21 protein-coding genes are annotated in these 23,374 nt (G+C 42.8%); all 21 read right to left on the reverse strand.

Going from position 1 to position 23,374, the window contains the following annotated elements:
• Positions 1–5: 5 nt before the first annotated feature.
• Positions 6–1,574 carry a glycerol-3-phosphate dehydrogenase/oxidase gene (locus SD450_RS09430; RefSeq protein ID WP_119648649.1) on the reverse strand — a complete coding sequence of 523 codons (1,569 nt, stop codon included), beginning with the start codon at positions 1,572–1,574 and terminating at the stop codon, positions 6–8.
• 24 nt (positions 1,575–1,598) lie between these two features.
• Positions 1,599–3,068 carry a glycerol kinase GlpK gene (glpK, locus tag SD450_RS09435; protein ID WP_119648648.1) on the reverse strand — a complete coding sequence of 490 codons (1,470 nt, stop codon included), beginning with the start codon at positions 3,066–3,068 and terminating at the stop codon, positions 1,599–1,601.
• Positions 3,069–3,554: 486 nt separating this feature from the next.
• Complete coding sequence (locus SD450_RS09440) at positions 3,555–4,007, reverse strand: pyridoxamine 5'-phosphate oxidase family protein (RefSeq protein WP_163636400.1); 453 nt, start codon at positions 4,005–4,007, stop codon at positions 3,555–3,557.
• 57 nt (positions 4,008–4,064) lie between these two features.
• A complete protein-coding gene (locus SD450_RS09445) occupies positions 4,065–4,712 on the reverse strand; it encodes a gluconate 2-dehydrogenase subunit 3 family protein (RefSeq protein ID WP_163636401.1) in 648 nt (215 codons plus the stop codon).
• Complete coding sequence (locus SD450_RS09450) at positions 4,712–6,424, reverse strand: GMC family oxidoreductase (RefSeq protein ID WP_318344300.1); 1,713 nt, start codon at positions 6,422–6,424, stop codon at positions 4,712–4,714. Before SD450_RS09450 ends, SD450_RS09445 begins: the two co-directional genes overlap by 1 nt.
• A 116-nt stretch (positions 6,425–6,540) precedes the next feature.
• Complete coding sequence (locus SD450_RS09455) at positions 6,541–7,023, reverse strand: pyridoxamine 5'-phosphate oxidase family protein (protein WP_318344301.1); 483 nt, start codon at positions 7,021–7,023, stop codon at positions 6,541–6,543.
• Between the two features lie 48 nt (positions 7,024–7,071).
• On the reverse strand, positions 7,072–8,265 hold the full coding sequence (locus SD450_RS09460; RefSeq protein ID WP_119648645.1) for a phospholipase D-like domain-containing protein: 1,194 nt from the start codon (positions 8,263–8,265) through the stop codon (positions 7,072–7,074).
• A gap of 83 nt (positions 8,266–8,348) precedes the next feature.
• The gene (locus SD450_RS09465; RefSeq protein WP_119648644.1) at positions 8,349–10,088 is read right to left on the reverse strand and encodes a thiamine pyrophosphate-dependent enzyme; all 1,740 of its coding nucleotides are present in this window, start codon (positions 10,086–10,088) and stop codon (positions 8,349–8,351) included.
• 185 nt (positions 10,089–10,273) lie between these two features.
• Positions 10,274–11,533 carry an MFS transporter gene (locus SD450_RS09470; protein WP_166248882.1) on the reverse strand — a complete coding sequence of 420 codons (1,260 nt, stop codon included), beginning with the start codon at positions 11,531–11,533 and terminating at the stop codon, positions 10,274–10,276.
• A complete protein-coding gene (locus tag SD450_RS09475; RefSeq protein ID WP_318344302.1) occupies positions 11,533–13,704 on the reverse strand; it encodes a copper-translocating P-type ATPase in 2,172 nt (723 codons plus the stop codon). Before SD450_RS09475 ends, SD450_RS09470 begins: the two co-directional genes overlap by 1 nt.
• Positions 13,705–13,740: 36 nt before the next feature.
• Positions 13,741–14,883 carry a hypothetical protein gene (locus tag SD450_RS09480; protein WP_119648641.1) on the reverse strand — a complete coding sequence of 381 codons (1,143 nt, stop codon included), beginning with the start codon at positions 14,881–14,883 and terminating at the stop codon, positions 13,741–13,743.
• Entirely contained in the window at positions 14,880–15,590 is a 711-nt protein-coding gene (locus SD450_RS09485; RefSeq protein WP_119648640.1) for an ABC transporter ATP-binding protein, read from the reverse strand. The genes SD450_RS09480 and SD450_RS09485 overlap by 4 nt, the downstream gene beginning before the upstream one ends.
• 11 nt (positions 15,591–15,601) lie before the next feature.
• The gene (locus tag SD450_RS09490) at positions 15,602–16,831 is read right to left on the reverse strand and encodes an ABC transporter permease (RefSeq protein ID WP_129759431.1); all 1,230 of its coding nucleotides are present in this window, start codon (positions 16,829–16,831) and stop codon (positions 15,602–15,604) included.
• Positions 16,832–16,931: 100 nt separating this feature from the next.
• The gene (locus tag SD450_RS09495) at positions 16,932–18,143 is read right to left on the reverse strand and encodes an ABC transporter permease (RefSeq protein ID WP_119648638.1); all 1,212 of its coding nucleotides are present in this window, start codon (positions 18,141–18,143) and stop codon (positions 16,932–16,934) included.
• Positions 18,144–18,911, reverse strand: coding sequence for an outer membrane lipoprotein-sorting protein (locus SD450_RS09500; protein ID WP_203583834.1), 768 nt, complete (start codon positions 18,909–18,911; stop codon positions 18,144–18,146).
• A 113-nt stretch (positions 18,912–19,024) separates the two neighbouring features.
• On the reverse strand, positions 19,025–19,156 hold the full coding sequence (locus SD450_RS09505; protein WP_449757763.1) for a hypothetical protein: 132 nt from the start codon (positions 19,154–19,156) through the stop codon (positions 19,025–19,027).
• Between the two features lie 48 nt (positions 19,157–19,204).
• Positions 19,205–20,488, reverse strand: coding sequence for a phosphopyruvate hydratase (gene eno / locus SD450_RS09510; RefSeq protein ID WP_119648637.1), 1,284 nt, complete (start codon positions 20,486–20,488; stop codon positions 19,205–19,207).
• Positions 20,489–20,539: 51 nt separating this feature from the next.
• The gene (locus SD450_RS09515; RefSeq protein WP_119648636.1) at positions 20,540–20,893 is read right to left on the reverse strand and encodes an MBL fold metallo-hydrolase; all 354 of its coding nucleotides are present in this window, start codon (positions 20,891–20,893) and stop codon (positions 20,540–20,542) included.
• 183 nt (positions 20,894–21,076) lie between these two features.
• Positions 21,077–21,331, reverse strand: coding sequence for a hypothetical protein (locus tag SD450_RS09520; protein WP_119648635.1), 255 nt, complete (start codon positions 21,329–21,331; stop codon positions 21,077–21,079).
• Between the two features lie 181 nt (positions 21,332–21,512).
• Positions 21,513–22,343 carry a universal stress protein gene (locus SD450_RS09525; protein ID WP_119648634.1) on the reverse strand — a complete coding sequence of 277 codons (831 nt, stop codon included), beginning with the start codon at positions 22,341–22,343 and terminating at the stop codon, positions 21,513–21,515.
• Between the two features lie 12 nt (positions 22,344–22,355).
• Positions 22,356–23,363: a 2-hydroxyacid dehydrogenase gene (locus tag SD450_RS09530; protein WP_318344303.1), complete on the reverse strand. Its 1,008-nt coding sequence runs from the start codon at positions 23,361–23,363 to the stop codon at positions 22,356–22,358.
• Positions 23,364–23,374: the final 11 nt, after the last annotated feature.

A 23,374-nucleotide genomic window follows, 5' to 3' on the forward strand; every position in this document is an offset into this window, starting at 1 on the left:
TTGTGTCAATCCAAAATATACCCTTTGGCCAACTCTTTATAGGCCTCTATTTCTCGAGAAACCTTAGCATCGTCCCAATCCAGCTCGGCAGCTATCAACCTAGCAACTTCTGGTGCCATTTCAATACTTGCCCGGGCATCAAGGAATAGCGCTCTTACACGTCTCGCCAAAACATCTTCTATGTTTCTGGCCATTTCCTCTCTTACGGCCCAAACCACTTCGGCCTTTATGAAGTTCAATTTAGGGTGCAACTTTTCACCCAACGACGGATTGCTATTCACAAGTTTAAGTATCCGAAGTCGATCTGTTCCATAGAACCTTAAATCATCATCTTCTTCCAAGTGTTGCACAGAACCATGAATAGGCATATTCTTGGTCACACTAGGTCGCTCGTCAAGACCAGCCACCATGGATGCCTTGTCAATTGTATCCTCTCCCATACGGCGATAGGTAGTCCATTTACCCCCTGTAATGGTAACCAGACCAGATAGGGATATTGAGATTTTATGGCTACGCGATATCTCCTTGGTGCTTTTCCCTTCGTCTTCTGGAGCTGCAAGCGGTCGCAATCCGGCAAAAATGCATAACACATCTTTTCTAGAAGGTGCCCTGGTCAGGTATTTACTAGCTGTATTTAGTATAAATTCAATTTCATCCTTAAGGGCCCTAGGTTCTAGAGCAGGTTTTGAAATTAAGGTATCAGTGGTACCTACAACTACTTTATCGTGCCAGGGTACGGCAAATAACACGCGACCATCATCTGTTTTAGGAATCATGATGGCCGAGTCACCCAACAAGAACTCTTTCTCAAGGACAATGTGGACACCCTGGCTTGGAACTATGGTTTTACGGGCATTTGCATCATCCATTTTTAGAATGTCGTCCGCAAAAACGCCCGTGGCATTGATAACGGCTTTTGCATTTATTTTGTATTCTTTACCAGTCTCCTGATCAATGGCCATAACACCATTAACCAATTGAATGTTATTTTTCAATAGTTGGGTAACTTTCATATAATTGAGAACAATACCATTATTATTCACGATGGTCTGTGCTAGATTGATGGCCAGTCTAGAATCATCGAATTGACCATCATGGTATATGACACCGCCATGTAGTCCTTTTTTCTTGAGATTCGGTATTGCTTTTAGTGTTTCTTCTTTGGTAATATGAACAGAAGGCCCCAATCCTAGTTTTCCGGCCATCATATCATAGACTTTTAACCCGACGGTGTAAAATGGGCCGCCCCACCATTCATAATTCGGAATAATAAATTCCTGATCGTTTACCAAATGCGGAGCATTTTGCTTAAGCAGACCCCGCTCATGTAAAGCTTCAAGTACAAGAGAGATATCTCCCTGTGCCAGATACCTAACCCCACCATGTACAAGTTTGGTACTTCTGCTTGATGTACCCTTTGCAAAATCCGCTTGTTCCAGCAGCAACGTTTTATACCCCCTACTAGCTGCATCCAAGGCTGCTCCCAGCCCTGTTGCACCACCTCCGATTACTACAATATCCCATACCTCATCGATATGTTGCTCGAGTTTCTTTACCATAAATTTTCTGTCCATCTTTATGCTATTTTTTTGTTCTAATTATAACCAGTCTTTTGATCGTTCGACTGCTTTACTCCAACGGGAGTATAACTCTTCCCTATCTTCAGATTCCATTTTTGGTTTAAATTTTTGATCTTCTTGCCATTGATTTTTTAAGTCTTCTAATTTCCAGAATTTTACAGCTAAACCTGCTAAGTAAGCTGCTCCAAGTGCTGTAGTCTCATATACTTTGGGCCTCACTACATCAATATTAAGGATGTCCGATTGAAATTGCATTAACGTGTTGTTTACGGAAGCGCCTCCGTCAACACGCAATTCCTTTATGGCTATTTTAGAATCACCTTGCATAGCGTTCATTACATCTTTGGTCTGATAGCATATGGCTTCAAGTGCTGCCCTGGCTATATGTCCCTTGCTAGTGCCACGTGTAATCCCTACAATAATTCCTCTAGCGTATTGATCCCAATGAGGCGCCCCTAATCCGGCAAACGCCGGTACCAGAAAAATACCGCCATTATCCTCTACAGAATTGGCCAGTTTTTCTATTTCACGAGATTCCCTAACAAGATCTAACCCATCTCGAAGCCATTGTACTACAGCTCCTCCAATAAAAATGCTACCTTCCAAGGCATAGGTCGTTTCACCGTTTATCTGCCAGGCTATAGTCGTAAGCAAATTGTTTTTTGAGGAAACGGGAGTACTTCCTGTATTTGCAACGATAAAGCATCCTGTACCATAGGTGCTCTTTACCATTCCCAATTCTAGTGCCATTTGACCGAAAAGACCGGCTTGTTGATCTCCAGCAATACCAGCAATAGGGATTCCCCAACTACTTACCCCATAAACCTCGCTACAGGATCTTACTTCAGGCAACATACTTTTCGGAATGTCCAGTAGTGTCAACAACTCATTGTCCCAATCAAGATCGTGAATGTTGTAAAGCATCGTCCTACTTGCGTTGGTGACATCTGTAATATGTAATTTGCCCTTCGTCAGGTTCCAGATGAGCCATGAATCAACCGTTCCAAATGCCAGTTCTCCAGCCTCCGCTTTTTTTCTGGCACCTTCTACGTTATCCAGTATCCATTTAATCTTGGTTCCCGAAAAATAGGCGTCTATGACCAAGCCCGTCTTTGATTTCACCTTATCGGTGTAACCAGCTTCCTTAAGTTGGTCACAAGTTTTTGAAGTTCTTCGGTCTTGCCATACAATGGCATTGTAGATAGGTTTACCGCTTGCCCGATCCCAAACAATTGTCGTTTCTCGCTGATTGGTTATCCCGATTGCAGCAATATCCGAGTTTTCAATGTGCAACTTTGCCTTTGCTTCTGCCACTACACCGCGTTGAGAGGACCAAATTTCCATGGCATTATGTTCTACCCAACCGGGTTTGGGAAAAATTTGTTCAAACTCTTTTTGAGCAATAGCTTCGATTTGACCTTTATGATTAAACAAAATGGCTCTGGAACTGGTAGTTCCCTGATCTAGCGATAATATATATTTAGACATAATTAGTATAATTAAAATTTATATGGAAAAAAGTAATATGGTCTTTTTGAAAGGTTTATTATCATATTCATTTTTTAAGTTTAGAATGTATTTTCTATTTAGCTTCAACTACCCTTGCGAGACTTTTAATAGGTTAAATTAAAAATATCAAAATCAGTTGCTATATAGTATGATTTTAGTCAGTTCAAAACGCAAATTAATTGCTTATCAGTAAGGTGTCTTTATAGCAATTTCGCTCTTATCGAACAGCCTAAGGCCGAATAGTTTTCTGTTGATCCTGTAACAGAGCTCATCTGGGCGGTTCTGTAAGTGCTTCCCCTTTGTTTTTGGATTCTTCAATGCCTTCCAGGGCAAAGTCGATATCCGTCCATCCGGTAAATATATTTTTTGCCTCCCAATCGATTTTTCATGCCTTACCAATATCAATTTCGCATTTTTATCTTTTTAAATTGTCTTACAGTTCTATCATAATTACTGATTTCATCTTTACGTTTCCCTTCGTTTTCCGATAACTTCCTGTATTTTAATACGGTAAACAATTGGAATGCCCCTGGAGTATATCTTACTTGAAAATTCATTGATGAACTCGACCTCTCTCCGTTCTTTTCTACGAATAATGCTCTTGACACCTTCGGTAAATAGGTGCAATTTTTGCTTGGCAACGCTTCCTTCAAGTTCTTCGAATGTTCCGTGCACCATGGCCGATTCCCAGTTGAACATCGATTGTATTTCTTCGACCTGTACGGTGACCGAGTTGTTTTTTCGCATCGCATCGATTTTATGGCCTTCCGAGGTATAGCTAATGATCGTATTGTCCGTAGGGTCAAAATAATAGGTAATGGGAATCACATAGGGCTTCCCTTGCCATAGATAGGCCAAGTGGCCGAGATAATTGTTCCTGAGGACACGCCCGATCGCGCTAGTTGTTAAATCTGTCATTGTTATTGTTTTTGTAATTTCAAATTGTTTGAAGCTGTTTTGAAACAGGGCGATTGTTTATAAGGACCATGCTATACTTCCGGTAAGTTTTTGTGCATCCTCACATGGAATATATTCTGCCGGAATGGGGAGATAGGCCAGTACTTCCTCGCCTACATATTCCGAAATCTTGTAACCCCAAATAGTGAGGCCTCTAAGGTTGTTGGCAAATGCAAAGCGTGAGATACCATCGTCCAACAAGGGCTCTTTTCCTTCGGCAATGGCTTCATGGTATTGCTCTATGGCCTCGAAGTTTTTCACCTCATCTTCCTTGGTCACTTTCAGGGCTTCGGCGAGTACCGGCTCCAAATCTTCTGAAGTGAGATTGCGCGCTTTTTCCTTTCCGGCATCCTTCAAGGCTTTTTCCAAGAATTGGCCCATGGACATTTTCACAAAATCCTGTTGTTCCTTTTCCATTACTTGATCAATGAACTTGTCAATGAACAAGTGTACCTGAACTTCCGAGGCTGAGGGGGAATCCGTTTTCGGAAGGATAATATCCACCAATTTTGTCAGTGCCTCTCCTTCATCCGGGGTAAGGAAAACCGGGGTCCATTCCAGTGACCTATCGTTTTTGCAGCTTTGGACCATACCTATCAATGTCGGGGTGGCCACGGAATATCCCAAGGCCAGCCCCATATTCTTAAGTGCTTTTCTTCTATCCATTATATGTTTCCTTTTTTAAGTTCTTTTGCCGCATGGTCTGCCGCCCTTGCCGTAAAGGCCATATAGGTCAGTGACGGGTTTACACATGCCGCGGAAGTCATGAACGCACCATCCGTTACATATACATTGGGAACATCATGAACTTGATTGTTTCCGTTGAGTACCGATGTCCTTTTGTCCCTTCCCATACGGGCGGTGCCCATTTCGTGGATTCCAAGGCCCAGGGCCCCGGGATTGTCAAAAGGCTGCACATCGCGCAGCCCGGCTTTTTCGAGCATTTCGACGGCTGATTCCTTCATATCCTTCCGCATGGCCCATTCATTCTCCTTGAATTCGGCATCGAAAGTTACCGTGGGTAGCCCCCAACCGTCCAATTTATCATAATCCAAGGTCATCCTGTTTTCTTCGTACGGAAGCACTTCGCCGAAGCCCCCAATGCCCATGGTCCATCCACCGGGTTTTAAGATGGACTCTTTTAGCTCTTTCCCGAAAGATAGTTCGGCAACGGCATCGTCCCAATTGCCCCTTCCGGCACTACCTTGATAGCCAAAACCTCGCTTATAGTCTTTGCGGTCGGAATCACCACCAAGGTTTCTAAAACGTGGGATATATACCCCATTCGGTTTTCTCCCCTTATAATATTTGTCTTCAAGTCCGTCAAACTTGCCCTGTGCACCCACTCCCAAATGATGGTCCATAATGTTCCTTCCCAACTGATCGGAATCGTTACCCATACCGTTGGGGAAGCGATCGGATTTTGATTGCATCAATATTGATGTCGAGGCAATAGCCGAGGCGCATAGGAAAATTACTTTGGCGTTGAATTCATACGCTTCCCTGGTCACCCTATCGATGACCTTTACGCCGGTGGCCCGTTTGGTATCGGGGTCGTACATGACTTCATGTACTATGGAATCGGGTCTTAGCGTTAGGTTTCCTGTTCGTTCGGCGGCGGGCAGGGTCGAGGAATTACTGCTAAAGTACGCCCCAAATGGGCAACCACGTATACAGCGGTTTCGGAACATGCAATGCTGCCGCCCTTCGAATTTTTTGGTTCCAGTGATATTGGCCACCCTTCCTGCCGTCACCACTCGGCCATCGAAATTCTCACTTACCTTTTCCCGAAAACGTTGTTCGACACAATTGAGTTCCATCATCGGTAAAAACTGGCCATCAGGCAATTGTTTCAACCCCAGGTTTTCCCCCGATACCCCGATGAAGGTTTCTACTTTATCGTACCAAGGGGCGATATCCTTATATCTAACGGGCCAATCCACTGCGATTCCCTCTCGCCGGTTGGCTGTAAAATCGATATCGCTCCAACGGTAACTATGTCGCCCCCACATGATGGAGCGCCCTCCCACGTGGTAGCCCCGCATCCAGTCAAAACGTTTGATTTCGTTGTAGGGATGTTCCAGGTCGTTCACGAACCAAAGTGCACTTGCCGCATTGGTCGTGTAACCTGTTCGATTTTGTTTTGGTTGTTTTTTAAGGTCTTCCTGTGTCGGCTCCCCTCCGTTCGGAAAATCCCAAGGATCTTTGTAAGCCGTGGGATAGTCCGTGATATGGCGCACCATTCTTCCACGCTCCAAAACCAGGGTCTTAAGACCCTTCTCACATAGTTCCTTGGCGGCCCAGCCTCCGCTGATGCCAGTGCCTACAACAATCGCATCATAAGATTCCTGTTCTTCGTTGTAATAATATTTTTTCATCGTCAAATCTTTTAATAAGCCATTCATTCTTTCGCTTCCTTAAAAAGTATAAATGACTTTGGGTTCATAGTTCGTATCTAAAACCAACAATGGCTTATGTCATATTCGTATATAGATTATGGTTTCCTTTGTTTTCCTGTAATTTCAACTATTCTGATTCGAAAGACTATAGGGGTTTTAGGTGAATTCAGTTTACTTGAAAATTCACTAATGGATTGGGGAATTATTTTCTCCTTACGGAGGATAATATTTTTGACACCTTGGGCAAACCGATGCAGGAGAAATTTGGCCTCGCTTCCTTGCAATTCTTCAAAAACACCGTGTGCCAAGATAGATCGCCAATTATTTACGGAACTTATTTCATCTACTTCTAATGATACCGATCGGTTTTCCCGCATAGCATTCATTTTATGTCCTTCAGCAGAATATCCCAGGATACTATTGCTGGTTTCATCGTAATAATAGGTAATCGGAACAACGTAAGGATTTCCTTGGGATATAAATGCCAAGCGTCCGATATAATTATCCCTTAGTAGGCGGATGCCTTCCTTTGTCCTTAAACTTTTTATCATAACTTTTCTTTCATTGTCCTGAAACATCTCGTATTCTACCTTGGCACATTTAATCACTTGACCATTAGCAGCACCCTATAACCTATAATTTTTCAAAAACCTTAAATGCGGAAGAAAGGTTAGAAAAAGCATGGCTGTGCGTACCATATGGTAAGAAATCCAATTACCCAACTTATTGAATATACCGGCTCTTTGTCTTAGACTCCCCTTTGTAATTTCGTTACACTGGCTTATAACCATTTCAAAGTCGGCCCGAAGAATTTTGGCAAAATTGACCGAGTGAACTTCTACGTTCATTTCAATACTGCCATAGCAACTAAGACTGTTCAGGTTAAATGAGCCTATGGTAGACCATTTGTTGTCAACCACCGCAGCTTTACCGTGTACTACGGAATTATTCCATTCAAAAATTCTCATATGATGGTCTAGAAAAGACGAGTACAAATGTTCGGTGGCCCTACGCACCAACGGCACATCGCTAATACCCGCTAAGATCACCGTTGTTTTTATTCCTCTTTTACACGTCTTTTTCAAAGCCTTTGCCAATCTGTTTCCAGGTAAAAAATACGAGCTCACGATTACTATTTCCTCTTTGGCATAAATGAAGGCGTTCGTGTAGGCATCACAGACTTCCGTTTTTCGCTGCAGCCAGTCGTTTTGTAAAATTCCCACGAGTGCGCTACCTGCCGAATGTAACACGGGTGGTATTTTTTTTGAGCTTCCCCTTTTATAAAAATAATCGCTACACAATATTTGTAGATTCTTAGCTGCCGGGCAATTCAACTGAACGGCATAGTCCAACCAAGGTTTAGAAGCCTTGGTTCCGCGGTATTTATCGGCAATATTGATTCCGCCTATCAGTGCTATTTTTTCATCGACGACCGCAATTTTATGGTGCATCCGCCTACCGATATAAAAATTGTTCAAGGAGAATAATGGCGAAAAAAAGCGAAGTAAAATACCATGCTGTACCAAATCCTGGGCAAAACTATTGGGTAATGCAGCGCTACCATAGGCATCCAATAAGACATATACCTCTACTTTTCGTTGAGCGGCTTTTTTTAAACAGGAGGCTATACGGTTTCCTGTTTCATCGTTTTCAAAAATGTAGGTCTGTAAATGGATTTCCTTTTCTGCCTTATCTATTAATTTTTCAAGCCGCAAAAAATAGTCTTCTCCCGAACGGACCAACTCAATATGTTCAGTATTGTCGGTGCCATTTTGAAATAGCCTATCATGAGGTTTTAGGGTTGTCCGTTTATGCTCCATATTATTTTTTCAGCTTACGTTCATTATTGTCAATAGGCCCAAGGATACTTAAAATATGTTTTTAGCTTCCCCAGTTTTTATATCTAAAACAATTCCCTTAAATATTTAAGATTGGATTTTGCCGTGTCTATTACCTCGGCACTTTGGCCGTTCAGCATCATCTTGCCCATGCTTGTTGCAAAGCCCTTTACCTGTTCAAAACTCACTTTGGGCGGCATGGCCAGGGCTTCGGGATCTGTAAAAATATTGATCAGTGCAGGTCCCTTGTGTGCAAAGGCTTTTTTTAATGTGGGTTCTACATTTTCACATTGTTCCACGTTCCAAGATGCTATGTTCATCGCCTGCGCCACCTGGGCAAAATCAGGATTTTCCATATCGGTTTGCCAATCTGGGTAGCCGGCCACATTCATTTCCAGTTTAACCATTCCCAGCGACCGATTGTTAAAAACGACAATTTTTACCGGTATATCATATTGGCTTATGGTCATTAGATCGCCCAAAAGCATGCTTATGCCCCCATCGCCGCATAAGGCGATAACTTGCCGGTCTGGTCTTGAAAGCCCGGCACCAATGGCCATGGGCATGGCGTTTGCCATGGAGCCATGGTTGAACGAGCCGGTAAGGTAGCGGTCTCGCCGGCCTTTTAAATAGCGTGCCGCCCAAACTGCGGACATGCCGGTATCCACGGTAAAGATGGCATCGTCTGCCGCCACTTCATCAACTACCGCTGCCACAAATTCAGGATGTATGTTTTTTTCACTGGATTTGGCTTTTACGTAAGAGGCGTATTTTTCTTCTTGTTGTTCGTGGAGTTTACGCATTTCATTTAAAAAATCCTTATCGGTTTTTTCCTCTATCATGGGCAGCAAGGCTTCTATGGTGTCCTTTATTTTTCCGGCATAGCCATAATCCACTTTAGCGCGCCTCCCGATACGTTGCGGTTTGTCGTCTATTTGGATGATTGTATTTTTCTCCGGCAAAAAGTCGGAGTAAGGAAAATCGGTACCCAGTAATAGCAACAAATCGGCCTCCTGCATGGCCTTAAATCCGGATTTATTCCCCAATAGGCCGTTGAGTCCCACGGCAAAAGGATTGCTGGACTTGTCAAAGAATATTTTTCCACGAAAACTGAAGCCCATGGGAGCCTGCAGTTTTTCGGATAATTGCATGACTTCCCCTTGGGCATCCTTGCACCCATAGCCGCAGAACAGCATGATTTTCTTATGGGAATCGATTACCTGGGCCAATTCTTCCATTTCCAATTTCCCTGGGATGAGCCGGGCACTTGTATAGTAGTTTTTATGTGACGTGGTGATTTCCTGTGCATCTGCGGCGGCCACATCCCCTGGAAGCCCCACCACCGCAACGCCACGTTTTTCGATCGCATGCTGAATACCCGTTTGAAAAGCATGTGCGGCTTGCTGCGGGGTATTGGCCATAAAACAATATATACTGCAATCGTCAAATAATTTGACCACGTTGGTCTCCTGAAAATTATCCGTACCCAGTTTATCGGTATTAATCGTGGAGGCAATCGCGATCACGGGGTTTCCGGACCTATTGGCATCATATAGCCCGTTGATCAGATGTACGTGGCCTGGGCCGCTACTGCCCATACAACAGCCTATACCATCGAGTTCTGCATCCATAGAGGCGGCATAGGCGCCTGCCTCTTCGTGGCGAACGTGAATCCACCTGATCCTGCCGTCCCGCCTTACCGCATCGTTTATGGGGTTCAAACTATCACCGGTTACGGCATACAATCTTTTAACACCTGCATTCACGAGGTTTTCTACCAATAGGTCTGCAACTTTTTTTGACATAATTCACTTTTTTTAATTAACAAAATAGCATTCCAGATGATGTGCTATGTTTAGAATACTTTATATTTTTATTACCCATCTTTTGATTCTTTTATAAATACATTGTAGGCATTTTGATTTTCATACATCCGCCTTTTTTTATTTAGGCCCTGTTCGTGTTGGTGTACCGGTTCAATGATCCATCATTACAGTTTTTTATGCTGGTCGGCCAATAAAGGCCCGTCAATCCCTTCATTTGGTCGCTTCAAGAAATAAACCAATCCCATAGAAACCAAAACGGTTACTCCGGCAATGATGAAAGGATAATAAAACCCTCCGGCAATCAGCCAAGTCCCCAATACCGGACCCAAAATTTGACCGATACTGTTCGTGGAACTTTGAATGGATATATTCCTTCCCGTGTTTTCCTTGGATATTAAGGAAACTGCCGAAAGCAGGTTTGGTGTCACCATGGCTCCCCCGGCTGCGAAAATTATAATAGTAACATAAATGTATAGTACACCACTCACAAAAGGGAAGACGATTAACGAAACACCCGATATCAATAACCCCAATGTTATTTGCTGTTTAGAGGTCAATATTTTTTCGCCATAGGTTGCGAATACCGGTTGCAAAACGGCCATCACGGAACCACAAAGCATAAAACCAATACCCACCTGATTGGTTGTAAAGGCCAACTCATCCTTCCCATAAATTGAAAACACGGTCTCAAACAGGGTAACCACGAACTGCATCACAAAGGATAAGAGCAACAAAATGATAAAATAGTTACTAAGGGAAAAACTGAATTTGACTGCCTCAGAAGCAATACGACTTTTTACTTCTGTATTCTTCAGCCATTTTACAATTATCAGCAATACCACAAAGCCCAAAAGAGCGGCCAAAATAAAGGGAACCGAAAAACGGTCTAAGTGGAACACTCCAAAAGAGTATGTATAGTGTAGGTTCGTTTGCGACAGAAATCCCCCCAGAACAGGGCCGAATATCACACCGGAACTGATAGCGACCCCGGACCAGGCCATTATTTTGGTCCTTCGCTTTTCTGAGGTAATATCACTTAAATAGGCATTACTGACCGGAATGACCGCTGACGTAAAGATGCCCCCTATGATACGGGCCATATAGAGCATCGACAGGGAAGTGGCAAGACCCGTTAGCAAGTTCATCACGACAAAACCTACAAGCCCCAATAGTATTATGGGTTTACGTCCGTATTTATCGGAAAGCTTGCCCCAGACGATAACGAACAAGAGCTGGAACAACGGATAAATACTGGTCAACATTCCGATATGGAAGTTGATAAGGTCCGTATCCAGGTTGTCTTTTAGAGCCAGCCTTTCCGTGTAATACGGAAGGGTAGGCAGTAAAATACCGTACCCGAGCATTACCACAAATAAACTCAACAATACTAAATATATCCTGTGGAGCTTTTCCTTTTTGTCCATTATTTTTTAGCGATTTTTCTTTTCAACAATTGGGCATTAATGGCTACAATGATTGTGCTCAAGCTCATAAATACAGCTGCTATAGCTGGCCCCAGCACAAAACCTGAGGCATAGAAAACGCCCGCAGCTAGAGGAATGGCAACCACATTATACCCGGTGGCCCATATCAGGTTCTGGATCATCTTATTGTAAGTTGCTTTCCCGAACAATATGAGGTTGGCAATATCCTTTGGATTACTGTTGACCAAAATAATGTCTGCGGTCTCGGCAGCAATATCAGAACCAGAACCAACAGCAACTCCAACATTGGCCTGTGCCAATGCAGGCGCATCATTTACCCCATCACCCGTCATAGCTACAAATTCCTCCTTATCCTGTAAGTCTTTTACAATTTCCACTTTTTGATGGGGCAGCACTTCGGCATAATAACCGTCCAGACCTAATTTATCGCTAACAGCCTTGGCGGTTTTTTCATTGTCACCAGTGGCCATATATACCTTGATATTATTCTTTTTAAAGGTTTTTATAGCATCTGCCGATTCTGGTCTGATCTCATCGGAGAGTGCGATATAACCTGCCAATTTTCCTTCTATCAATACGAATACCACGGTTTCGGCGGCATCACTATAGGCATCATCTGGAATGGCAATCTTTTCGTCACGCAGATAGCCTGGACTTACTACTTTTACCTGTTTGCCTTCTACATTGGCCTCTACGCCTTTTCCGGTAATGGCATTGAATTTTTCAGGTTTTGGAATAGTCACCTTATCGGCTTTTACCTTTTTAATGATACCTACGGCAATAGGATGTTCGGAGCTTTGTTCCAGGGCACTGGCAAGCCGTAAGACTTCATCCGTGGAGTATTTTTCATCTACCGATTCTATTCGGGTAACCCCAAAATCGCCTTTGGTCAAGGTTCCTGTCTTGTCAAAGAGCAATGCCGATATTTTGCGTGATTCTTCAAAGGCAGTTCTGTTACGGATCAACAAGCCATTTTGGGCAGATACCGCAGTAGAAATGGCCACTACCAAAGGAATGGCAAGACCCAATGCGTGCGGACAGGCGATGACCATAACGGTAACCATTCTTTCCAATGCGAAGACAAATGGGAAGCCCAAAATCAACCAAACTGCTAGGGTGCCAAAACCGATAATGAGCGCAATATAGGTCAACCATTTTGCGGCCCTATCGGAAAGGTTCTGCATTTTGGACTTCGTGCGCTGTGCTTCGTCGACCATCTTGATGACCTTGTTCAAGTAACTGTCCTTGCCTGTATGCACTACCTTCACTTTTAGGGTGCTATTGCCGTTTATGGCACCACCAATGACCTTGTCATCCAGTCCCTTTTTAACCGGTTTGGACTCTCCAGTAAGCATAGATTCATTAAGGTAACTTGAGCCTTCTGTTATCACACCATCTGCTGGAATTTTTTCTCCTGGTTTAATCAGGATGATATCATCTTTTATAAGGTCGTCCAGCTTAACGTCCTGAATGGTATCCCCAACGACTTTATGTGCTTCGGAAGGTAGCATACTTACCAATAGTTGTAATGCTTTTGAAGCTCCTAAGACCGATTTCATTTCCAACCAGTGCCCCAAGAGCATAATCACAATAAGTGTACTTAATTCCCAGAAGAAATCTTCGCCTTCCAGTCCGAAAACCGTAGCGGTACTGTAAAAATAAGCGACACTGATCGCCATGGATATGAGCGTCATCATACCGGCACCCTTGGTTTTCATTTCACCATAAAAGCCTTTTAAAAATGGCCATGCGCCCCAAAAATAGACAAAGGTAGAGAGCGCAAATAGGTAATATGGATTGCCGGGAAGTAGAAAATCATAACCAAAAAACTCTTGGATCATGGGTGAAAAGAAGAGGATCGGGATGGTAATTATCAACGATACCCAGAACCGTTTTCTAAAATCCTTCACCATCATTTTATGGTGGTCGTGCCCTGCCATTCCCATTGGTGCGTTGCCGTCATGACCGGAATGGTCTCCGTTTCCGTGTTTCATTTTTGAATGGTCCATATTGGAGTGATTCATTTTACTGTGGTCCATCTTACTATGGTCGTCCGATTTTGGGTCTTCCATTTTCGAGTGGTCCATCTTTGAATGATCCATCTTCGAATGGTCCATTTTTTTGTCCTTGTGATCTTTGTGGTTTTCCATGTTTATTAAATTAAGTTTTCTGTATTATTCTATTTTTTAAAAATTCCATTTTAAACGGGTATATATTGTATTGAACAATAAATCAAAATTATTTGTATTTCCAAACAAACTCTGTGAAATAATGGACAAATCAAATTGTTCGCCCATTATGATATTCAGGGACGGGTTTATAAAAACCGCATTATCGGCGGGGGAATACAGAATGTTCATTGCTACGTTTGTTATGGCACTGAATTCATAGGATAGCTGGGCAAAAAGGTTGTGCGTAAAAGGAGACAGGTTTTTTACATCCAGATTTATTGAAACCAAATTTTCAATGGCATTTTGATTCGCCCCGGATGAATTGTAAAAATACGCCCCATACAGGTACAGCGAATTTGGAAGGGCATAGTCCACCGAGACCGAAGAAATAAACGTTCCGGAATCCCCGGCAAAGTTTTGGTAATTCCTAAAATAAGAGAGTTCCGTCTTAAGTCCCGCGTTCCTGATATTTCCCGCCCATCCGGCCCCGGCCACAATATCGCGTTTATAGATCCCTCCGAGCAATTGTATATCGTAATTCCATTTATTGAACTTGTACAGTGCCGCGGCAATCAGTTCATCCGGGTCATCGGTGATCTTTACCGCCATATCCAATGTATAGTCCGTATCCTTAAAATACTGTACTCGCAGGGCATCGCTGCCCGGCCGTTCCTCATAATCGAAATCAATAAAAGAATAGGCGTTGAAAATGTCGTTGGGGTTGAATATCCTGTCCACGCCCCAATTCACCCTTTGCCTACCCAAAGTAACCTGCCAACTGGTACCCTGCCATTGTGCCCAAAAACGGTCCAGGGTTGTGTTTAAGAGAACATCCTTTTTTTCCACAATATTGGCCGAGAGGTCGATTATCCCATCGTCCTCAATCCCGGTCAACAACGGATTGGCCGTAATTTGGTCCCCCACAAACAGCCTGTTCCTTACTTCAATGCCAACTTTCCAACTATCGGACGGATACCACCTGAAGTTGAGCCGGTTATGGAGCAGGGAGTTGGTGGTAATGGAATCCAGATCCGTAAAGGAAGTGGCCTGGAGCCCTTTTACATAACCGTTCAGTTCCCATTTCTTTTCTTCGGCCTGCGCCATTGCCTTGCTGTTGTATAACACTATCAATAATAGGGTATAGAGGTAAAACTTCATTGCCTTGCTAATGCCTGCTCGGTATTTTGTTGTATGTCGGACACTACTTTGCCGTCTTCGAGCGTTATCACCCGCCTCGCTCTTTTTATCACCCGTGGGTCGTGGGTTGAAAAAATAAAAGTGATATGCTCTTCCTTATTTAATTTCAGCATAATATCCAATAAGTTTTCCGCCGATTTTGAATCCAGGTTTGCCGTGGGTTCATCGGCCAGCACAAACCGGGGTTTGGAAGCCAGGGCCCTGGCCACGGCGACCCTTTGTTGCTGCCCGCCTGAAAGTTGTGATGGTTTTGAGCCCGATTTATCTTTTAGGCCAACGGCTTCCAACATTTCTTTTGTTCGGTCCTCACGTTTCTTCGTAGGCCAGTTTTGCAACAGCATTATAAACTCGATATTCTCCTTGGCCGAAAGCACCGGTATCAGGTTATAGGCCTGAAAGACAAAGCCGATGTGCCTTAACCTGAAATCGATCAGTTTGCCCCCGGATAATTTCAGGATGTCGCTGCCATCGATCATTACCGAACCGTTACTGGCATCGTCCAAACCACCGATAACATTTAGTAATGTGGTCTTGCCCGAGCCCGATGGCCCAACAATGGCGGTAAATTCCCCTTTTTCAAAGTTTAGGTTTACCTTATTTAGGGCATACACCGGAATGGTATCCGGATTGTATATCTTGCTTACGTCTTTTGTTTCTATGACATTCATGACTTTTTGTATTAATTTTGTTTGCTAATAGCTTCGTTAGGTTTTAACATTAAGGCCTTTACGGCCGGATAGATGGAAGTGAGCACAGCTGTAAGGATGACCAAAACGGTTATCAACACATAGACCCTGGGTTCCAATGTTGGATAAACAACGTCACTAAAACCCCAACCTGATAAGGCTTCAGAAAACAGGCTCAAGTTGATACCGTTATAACTAAGGATTGAAACGGTAACAAATCCAATAAGCATCCCCACGGCACCGCCCAAAATAGAAAGGTAGGTGGTTTCCACAACAATCATGGTAAATACACGCCGCCTGTTCATTCCAATGGCCATTAATATCCCCAATTCCTTGTAACGTTCCAATATGGACATCAACATGGTATTTACTATCCCAAAGGCAAGTGCAATAAGCACAATTATAGTCATTATAATATCCATTTGGTAAATCATATCGCTGATAAGTTCCAATTCAGGATTTGCCTGCCGCCAATCTTGGACCAATACATCCGGTTGGCTGAATTTTGACTGTAGGAAAGCAAGATAAGTGGCTAATTGTTCAGGTTCTTTGAGCTTAATAACTATCTTGTTGTATTGCCCTTCAATTCCTGCCAGTTTGGTGACATCATAAAGGTCGGCATAAACTAACATTTCCTCATCCCTAGTTTGGGTGGCATTGTATAGGCCTGTAATCCTGAACGTTGAGGATATCAATTCCCCGCTTTTGCCTTCAAAGCCCAATACTACTTTATTCCCTGGTTTTACATTGAGTTTTTTGGCCAGCCTTTCGCCAAGGATAATTGGGTTCCTTACCTTCTGGCTAAGGTATTCCCCAGTAGCCAACCTTGATTTTAGCATTGTGGTTTTTTCTTCTGCCCCGGGCAATATACCTATAAGGATTACATTGGAAGAATTGCCGGCCGAGGCGATGATACCTGATACTTCGGTACGAGCCGTGGCGGCTTTTACTTCATCATCCGTTCTAATTTCCTTCAGTATTCTTTCCCCGTTAGGGATGGTTATGGTCAATTTTTCGTTCTTTATAAAATCGGGGTTCTGGATTTGTATATGCCCGTACTTATATTCAATACCATCCTTTAAGGCTTCCATGTGCAAACTATCCGAAACGGCCAGAATAATAACCGTTGCCCAAATACCAATTGCCAATGAAATGACCACGACCAGGCTTCGGGTCGTGTTCCTCCAGATATTTCTCCATGCTATTTTTAAAAGTGTTTTCATGTGTTTATATTTATTGTTTTTTAACTGTCACATGCGGTTCGCTATTAATCATTCCCTTGGGTGATAACGCTTTTAGCATGCTCGTTTCATCTGTCGATATTTATTTTTTTGATGCCACAGGCTTTAAACTTGAAATCTGATGTATGGCATAAATTGACAATAGGATCGAAATGACAAGTATGATCAGGGTATGTTTTGTGAAAACACCAAAATCGACCGTAGTGGGCATTATGGGGTCAATCCCAAACGATTCCCAACCGTCCGCTACCTTGCCACGAAATTGGATGGGATTTACCTTGAAATAATTAACAATAGGATAGCTCGCTAAAAAACCCAGGACTGCACCAAAAAGTGCCATAAAAAATGTTTCGATCAATACCATAAGCTGCATTACCTTTTTCCGCATACCAATGGACAATAATATTCGTAACTCGGTCATCCGTTCGTGCGCCATCATTATAATGGTGCCGAGAATGCTAAAACTAATAAGTACATAAAGTAGCACTACTATAATGACGCGTAGCGCGTCTATAAGGCCGATGGACTGGGTGAGCATTGGCAACATTTCCTGCCAGGGTTTGACGATAAAATCAGTATTCAGGTTAGGTTTCAAGTTCGCTATAGCCTGTTCCTGGGGTTGGTTTGGCCTCAAAAAGACCGGGATGGAAGTAACCCTGTCATAGGCACCATACAAGAATTGGGCATCCTCAAGTTTTAGTATCACAATATTGTTGTCCAGGTCCGGGGAGCCCAGCCTTATAATGCCGGAAACTTCATATTTATCGGCAGCACTGGCACCGTGATAGCCTTCGCCCACCAGCACCAGGCTGTCCCCGACCGAAATATTCATTTTTTCGGCCAACCCTTTGCCTACCAAAGCCTGATTGTTGGTTTCGCCAAGATAGTTTCCCTGGATGATCTTTTTATCAAAACCTGTTATATTTTTCTCCTTATCGGGATCTATGCCCATTACCAATGTGCCCTTGGTCATCTTATTGGTAGCTGCCAGCGCAACCGATTCCAGGCGGTATGAAAAGCCTTTTATTCCTTCCGTGCCTTCAAGTGCCGTTTCCAGGCTGTCATTTGGCACAAAGGAATTGTGGAGCGATTTATCCTCCCAATACCCTTCCTGCTGAATTTGAAAATGCCCGCTGTACACGCCCACCAGGCTATCTACCATCTGTTTGTTCAGGCCCAGTAGCAGGCTGTCCATTATATTGGCTAAAATTATTGCGAAAACTATGGAAGCTACTGTTATCAGGGTCCTTCGCCTGTTTCTCCATAAGTTTCGCCAGGATAGTTTAATAATCATTTATTTAAGGTTTTTTAGGTTTCTTAAAGAGAAAAAATTATCATCCATAGGTTGGTCAAATGCTATGGATTTATATTCCAAAGTGGTTTTATTGCCAGGTTCATCGGCCGGGGTTATCTCCAAAAGGCTGGTTACGGTGCGGCCTCCCATTGTTTTAATGTTCTTGCCCAACAGGGTGTTTACCAGTTCCCCTTCTTCATCGTAATAGGCCAGTTTCAGGAAAAGGGATTCTTCCACATCTACCCAGGCTTCCACCTTTCCCCAGACCACGGAGGCTTCCTCTTTGGGTTTTAAAAGGATCTTGTAGGCTTCCCTGCCGCTTATTTCTTCCTTCCCTATCAGTATATGGTCGTAATCATTGACCATGGAAGATTGCTTTACCAGATCGTCATTGGTAAAATCGGAGCCCATCCAACTTTGCATCATACTGGATGGCGGAAGCTTTATACTGCGCTCTATACGGGGCACCCAGTTGTAGATCTCGTCCCCCCTTTTCAGGAAGGCCGTTCCCTGGTCCCTTGCCGGACCTGTTATTAAAATCATCATAAGATCGTTTCCCTTTGTCCATAATTTTAAATCTATTTCTCGGGTCCATTTGGGCCGTATGATCTTTAAGGTCATCGTGCTGGAACTGGTCTTGCCGAGTCTTTTGTTGTCGGCTTTTTCTATAATATCCCTGGCGTTGTCCTGGACAGGGGCTGTGCCACTTATAAGGAACAGGGTAATGGTGGCCATGGAAGCAAGTTTGATAAATGATTTAGTTTTCATATGTTGATATTTATTGTTTTTCAATGGTTATATGGAATCGCCTTATATCTTCATTGGTGTTTGCTTTCGCAAACTTGTTGTTAATGGCGATTTCATACTGTTCTATTTAAATGTTATCGTAATTTTTTTCTCATTGCTTCTGAAATGTTTTCAGCATATACGCCATAGGCATCCACCAGAAGGCCCTTAATTCCATTTTTTGATGAAATGGCATAGAGAACGCTATTGTCATCGGTACTGCTCATTCCTTCAAAAGTGGAAAATGTATCATTAGCCCTACTATTCGTCAGGTGTTATTTGGCATTCTTAAATGCTTTCAAACCGGCAAATTGTGATGATTTGCCCAATTCATTTTCAATACGCATAAGTTGATTGAATTTTTCAATACGCTCTCCACGGCAACCGCTTCCTGTTTTTAAATGTCCCGCGTTTAGGGCAACGGTTAAATCCGCAATAAAACTATCTACTGTTTCGCCGCTCCTATGCGATACAAAACAATTGTATGAATTTTTATAAGCAAGCTCGGTTGTTTCAAGCGTTTCGGTTACGGTTCCTATTTGATTCAATTTGATCAGGATCGAGTTTGCCACCCCTTTTTCGATACCTTTTTCTAAAATCGATTTATTGGTGCAGAACAAGTCATCGCCTACAATTTCAATTTTATCGCCTAATATATCCGTTAAGTTTTTCCAACCTTCCCAGTCATTTTCAGATAGACCATCCTCAAGCAAGACAATAGGATATTGAGTTGTCCAACTTTCCCAAAGCTTTACCATTTCATCGCTTGAAACTAACTTTTGGGAACTTTTAAAAAATTTATACATTCCATTTTCCCACATTTCACTGGCAGCGGGGTCAAGACAAATACTTACATCTATTCCCGGTTTATAACCAGCTTTATGAATTCCTTCTAAAATCATTTCGACAGCCTGTTCATTTGATTTTAAATCGGGGGCAAATCCACCTTCGTCACCAACTCCAGTGCTTAAACCTTTGGTTTTTAACACATTTTTTAAGGAATGGAACACTTCTTCGCCCATACGAATGGCTTCTCTAAATGACGGCGCGCTATGAGGTGCGATCATGAATTCTTGAAAATCCAATGTATTGTCCGCATGTTTGCCGCCGTTTATGACATTCATACAAGGTACGGGCATTATGTGGGCATAGCTTCCTCCCAAGCACTCATATAACGGGATTTTAGCACTCTGGGCTTTTGCTCGCGCATAGGCCATAGAAACACCAAGTATTGCATTTGCACCTAGTTTGGCTTTGTTTTTTGTTCCATCCAGTTCTATCAATAAATAGTCAAGCTCTCTTTGTGTATGGATACTTTTATCTTTAATGGCTTTCGCAATTACAGTATTTACATTCTCAACTGCCTTCAAAACGCCTTTTCCTCCATAACGTTTTTTATCGCCATCTCTTAATTCGGTGGCTTCCCTTTCTCCGGTTGATGCGCCACTTGGGACCATTGCACGGGAGGTAGTTCCATCTTCCAACTTTAGATTCACTTCTACGGTAGGATTCCCTCTTGAATCGAGTATTTCGATCGCTTCAATTTTTTGGATTTTCATAATTTTTGTATTTCTTTTTTCTAAGTATATATTTTTATAAAATCGAACAACTTAGTTGATGCTGATTCTTTCCTTTACTTTGTACACAATTCTGATTGGTGGTTTTAATTCCAACCATTTAATGTCGTAAGGCTGTGGTACTTCAGCTTCCCAGCCATAAGTATCTTTTATAGGTTTTTGGGGCGAGTACGGGAATGGTTCTTCGGTGCGGCAAATATCGCCCCAAAACACCAGCGGCTTGTCGTTTACCTTCAATCCTAAAAAGTTGGAGGCCAAGAGGATACCGTTGTAATGATGACCACATTCAATGGGAATTTCCTTTTTGGTGGATTCCATCATATACTTTGAACCGGTAACCGTTCCTGCATCTCCTAATAAGTGAATGTTTACTTTGTTATTTTTCATTTTTTTTACAGTTTATTAGGTCATAAATAATTCTAACGGATCTTCTAAATTCTCTTTATTGTATAAAGAAAGAATCACTATTATTTTACCGATTTCCTGTACTCACGGTTCTTGACTTCATGTGCTAACACACCCATTCAATGGATCCAATCGGTTTTTGAGGTCTTGATCATTTATCAAATTTTAAAGTCCCCCACAACAGGAAGGTGTGTTCCCTTTATCTTGGTCCGGTTTGCATAGCTCCGCTATTTCCTTGTACAGATCGTGAAAGTCCTCTTTGATAAGAAGGGCTAGTTTCTTGGCGGATCCGGGCTCGGAGTTTACCATCTCCAGTAATGTTTCAAAGGCTTCTTCCAGTAAGCTTGGATCATCTTCCATTGCTTGGTAAAATGGCTCTAGGTCCATGCTGTCCTGTTTTTTTAATGTTTTAGTTTTCATCTGTATTCTTTTTTAGGGTTAATAGATGTTTATTGGTTTAATGTGCTTTACATAATTCTTCTGAATCTTCGAGAATTTTTTTACCGTTACTCGCGAACGCCGCAAAGAGCCAATAAGCTGGTTTAGGTCAAAGACTTGCAATTCGCCCGAATATTTTGTGACGTTCACGACATTCATGCCTTTAGATTTTAACCGTCATTACCGGAAGTGCGGAATGATTGGCCACACCTTCGGCGATACTTTTGGAAAACAAGCTTAAAAAACCTGTACTGCCATGGGTGGACAAAGCAATCAGATCCGCAGGTTCGTGTCTTAGGAACGTATTTATTCCCGTTTCCACAGAAGGTTCGTTAGTGACGTACATCGAATAATTTTTCAAATCAGGAAACTTTTCCAAGAATTTCTTAATTGGATTCAATCCAGCAGTAATGCTATTGGTATCCGTTTGGGTGTTGATACGCAACAAACGAATATGTGCATTGCATTTTTTTGCGATCGAAATTACATGCTCGAAAGCACCACTTACATCCTCCATGAAATCAGAGACAAAAACTATATTTTTAAAAGGGAAGGAGACCTCTTCCTCTTTCACCACGATTACGGGCACATCGGATTTTCGCACGATTTTTTCAACATTGCTACCAAAAAGTTCACGGGCGGTGCCTTTCGTACCGCTACTCCCCGTGATAATAAAGTCATGATGGAAATGACCGGAATGTTTTAGAATATTACTGGTCTCAACCTGATACTCCAAGAAGGTCTGGCATTTTAGATTTTCCTTCTCCGCCTTTTTCTCAAATTCCCGCAAGGCGGATTTGGCCGCCCCGATTTCCCTAAGCGTCTTGGGGTATCTTTTCTCCTTTAACTTGTCCAGTTTTACCCAGTCTACGGGAGTATGTATCAAGTGAAAGAAATGAATTTCCGCATCGTATAGTTTAGCCATTTCAATGCCCAAATCAGCGGCTTTGTCGCAATTCTCCGAAAAATCGGTGGGTACGAGTATATTTTTCATCCTTATTAAGTTTTACAAGTTGTTGTAATTTATTTTTACTTCATTCCCTGAAACCGTTGCTTTTTCAAAACTATCAAGGTTATGTATGGTCGTATCTGCAATGTTGGTCAAGGCTGTATCGGTCAAGAATGCCTGATGGCTCGTTATCAGAACATTGCTGAAGGTCATCAAACGTGCAATGACATCATCCTGTAGTATTTCGTCCGAATGATCTTCAAAGAACAGTCCTTCCTCTTCTTCATAAACATCCATCCCAAAGTATCCGACTTTTCCTGTTTTTAAACCTTCAATGACCGCTTTGGTATCCACCAAGCCACCCCTGCTGGTATTGATAAGCATTACCCCTGGTTTCATCAATGAAATACGCTTGGCATCGATCAAATGTTTGGTGGAAGGCACTAAAGGCACATGCAGGCTTATAATATCAGCTTGGCGGCAGATTGTTGAGCAGTCGGTATAGCGGATCCCGTACTTTTCGATGAGTTCTCCATCTTCAGAGTTGTCATAGGCCAAAATATTACAACCAAAACCGTGAAGTATTTTAACAAGGATAGCCCCAATTTTTCCAGTGCCCATTACCCCGACAGTTTTTCCGTTCAGGTCGAACCCGGTGAGCCCGTTCAGCGAGAAATTCATATCCCTGACCCTATTGTGGGCCCTGATCAGTTTTCTGTTCAATGCAAGTATCAGCGCCATGGTGTGTTCTGCGATGGCATATGGGGAATAGGCTGGGACACGGGCTACTTTTATGCCAAGTTCAGCAGCCTTTTCGACAGCTACGTTGTTATATCCAGCGGTACGCAGGGCGATATATTTGATTCCTATGTCCTTAAGTTTTTCAAGTACTACCGCCGAGGCATCATCGCTCGTAAACAAACTAATGGCCTCGGTGCCACGGGCCAAGGAAGCCGTGCTTTCGGTCAACCGTACTTCAAGTAGGTTAAGCTCGTGTTTGCCTTTATTTGCAGATAGCAAATGGGGATCTTCAAATTTATGGGTGCTGAATACGGTTGTTTTCATTTTCGTTTCTA

The sequence above is a fragment of the Flagellimonas baculiformis genome (genome assembly GCF_033441575.1).
In the GTDB taxonomy this organism is placed as follows: Bacteria; Bacteroidota; Bacteroidia; order Flavobacteriales; family Flavobacteriaceae; genus Flagellimonas; species Flagellimonas baculiformis.

Bases quoted from the DNA above. Each gene is read 5' to 3' on its own strand.
- SD450_RS09430 (WP_119648649.1), bottom strand. From the start codon at position 1,574: ATGGACAGAAAATTTATGGTAAAGAAACTCGAGCAACATATCGATGAG.
- glpK (WP_119648648.1), bottom strand. From the start codon at position 3,068: ATGTCTAAATATATATTATCGCTAGATCAGGGAACTACCAGTTCCAGA.
- SD450_RS09440 (WP_163636400.1), bottom strand. From the start codon at position 4,007: ATGACAGATTTAACAACTAGCGCGATCGGGCGTGTCCTCAGGAACAAT.
- SD450_RS09445 (WP_163636401.1), bottom strand. From the start codon at position 4,712: ATGGATAGAAGAAAAGCACTTAAGAATATGGGGCTGGCCTTGGGATAT.
- SD450_RS09450 (WP_318344300.1), bottom strand. From the start codon at position 6,424: ATGAAAAAATATTATTACAACGAAGAACAGGAATCTTATGATGCGATT.
- SD450_RS09455 (WP_318344301.1), bottom strand. From the start codon at position 7,023: ATGTTTCAGGACAATGAAAGAAAAGTTATGATAAAAAGTTTAAGGACA.
- SD450_RS09460 (WP_119648645.1), bottom strand. From the start codon at position 8,265: ATGGAGCATAAACGGACAACCCTAAAACCTCATGATAGGCTATTTCAA.
- SD450_RS09465 (WP_119648644.1), bottom strand. From the start codon at position 10,088: ATGTCAAAAAAAGTTGCAGACCTATTGGTAGAAAACCTCGTGAATGCA.
- SD450_RS09470 (WP_166248882.1), bottom strand. From the start codon at position 11,533: ATGGACAAAAAGGAAAAGCTCCACAGGATATATTTAGTATTGTTGAGT.
- SD450_RS09475 (WP_318344302.1), bottom strand. From the start codon at position 13,704: ATGGAAAACCACAAAGATCACAAGGACAAAAAAATGGACCATTCGAAG.
- SD450_RS09480 (WP_119648641.1), bottom strand. From the start codon at position 14,883: ATGAAGTTTTACCTCTATACCCTATTATTGATAGTGTTATACAACAGC.
- SD450_RS09485 (WP_119648640.1), bottom strand. From the start codon at position 15,590: ATGAATGTCATAGAAACAAAAGACGTAAGCAAGATATACAATCCGGAT.
- SD450_RS09490 (WP_129759431.1), bottom strand. From the start codon at position 16,831: ATGAAAACACTTTTAAAAATAGCATGGAGAAATATCTGGAGGAACACG.
- SD450_RS09495 (WP_119648638.1), bottom strand. From the start codon at position 18,143: ATGATTATTAAACTATCCTGGCGAAACTTATGGAGAAACAGGCGAAGG.
- SD450_RS09500 (WP_203583834.1), bottom strand. From the start codon at position 18,911: ATGAAAACTAAATCATTTATCAAACTTGCTTCCATGGCCACCATTACC.
- SD450_RS09505 (WP_449757763.1), bottom strand. From the start codon at position 19,156: ATGAGCAGTACCGATGACAATAGCGTTCTCTATGCCATTTCATCAAAA.
- eno (WP_119648637.1), bottom strand. From the start codon at position 20,488: ATGAAAATCCAAAAAATTGAAGCGATCGAAATACTCGATTCAAGAGGG.
- SD450_RS09515 (WP_119648636.1), bottom strand. From the start codon at position 20,893: ATGAAAAATAACAAAGTAAACATTCACTTATTAGGAGATGCAGGAACG.
- SD450_RS09520 (WP_119648635.1), bottom strand. From the start codon at position 21,331: ATGAAAACTAAAACATTAAAAAAACAGGACAGCATGGACCTAGAGCCA.
- SD450_RS09525 (WP_119648634.1), bottom strand. From the start codon at position 22,343: ATGAAAAATATACTCGTACCCACCGATTTTTCGGAGAATTGCGACAAA.
- SD450_RS09530 (WP_318344303.1), bottom strand. From the start codon at position 23,363: ATGAAAACAACCGTATTCAGCACCCATAAATTTGAAGATCCCCATTTG.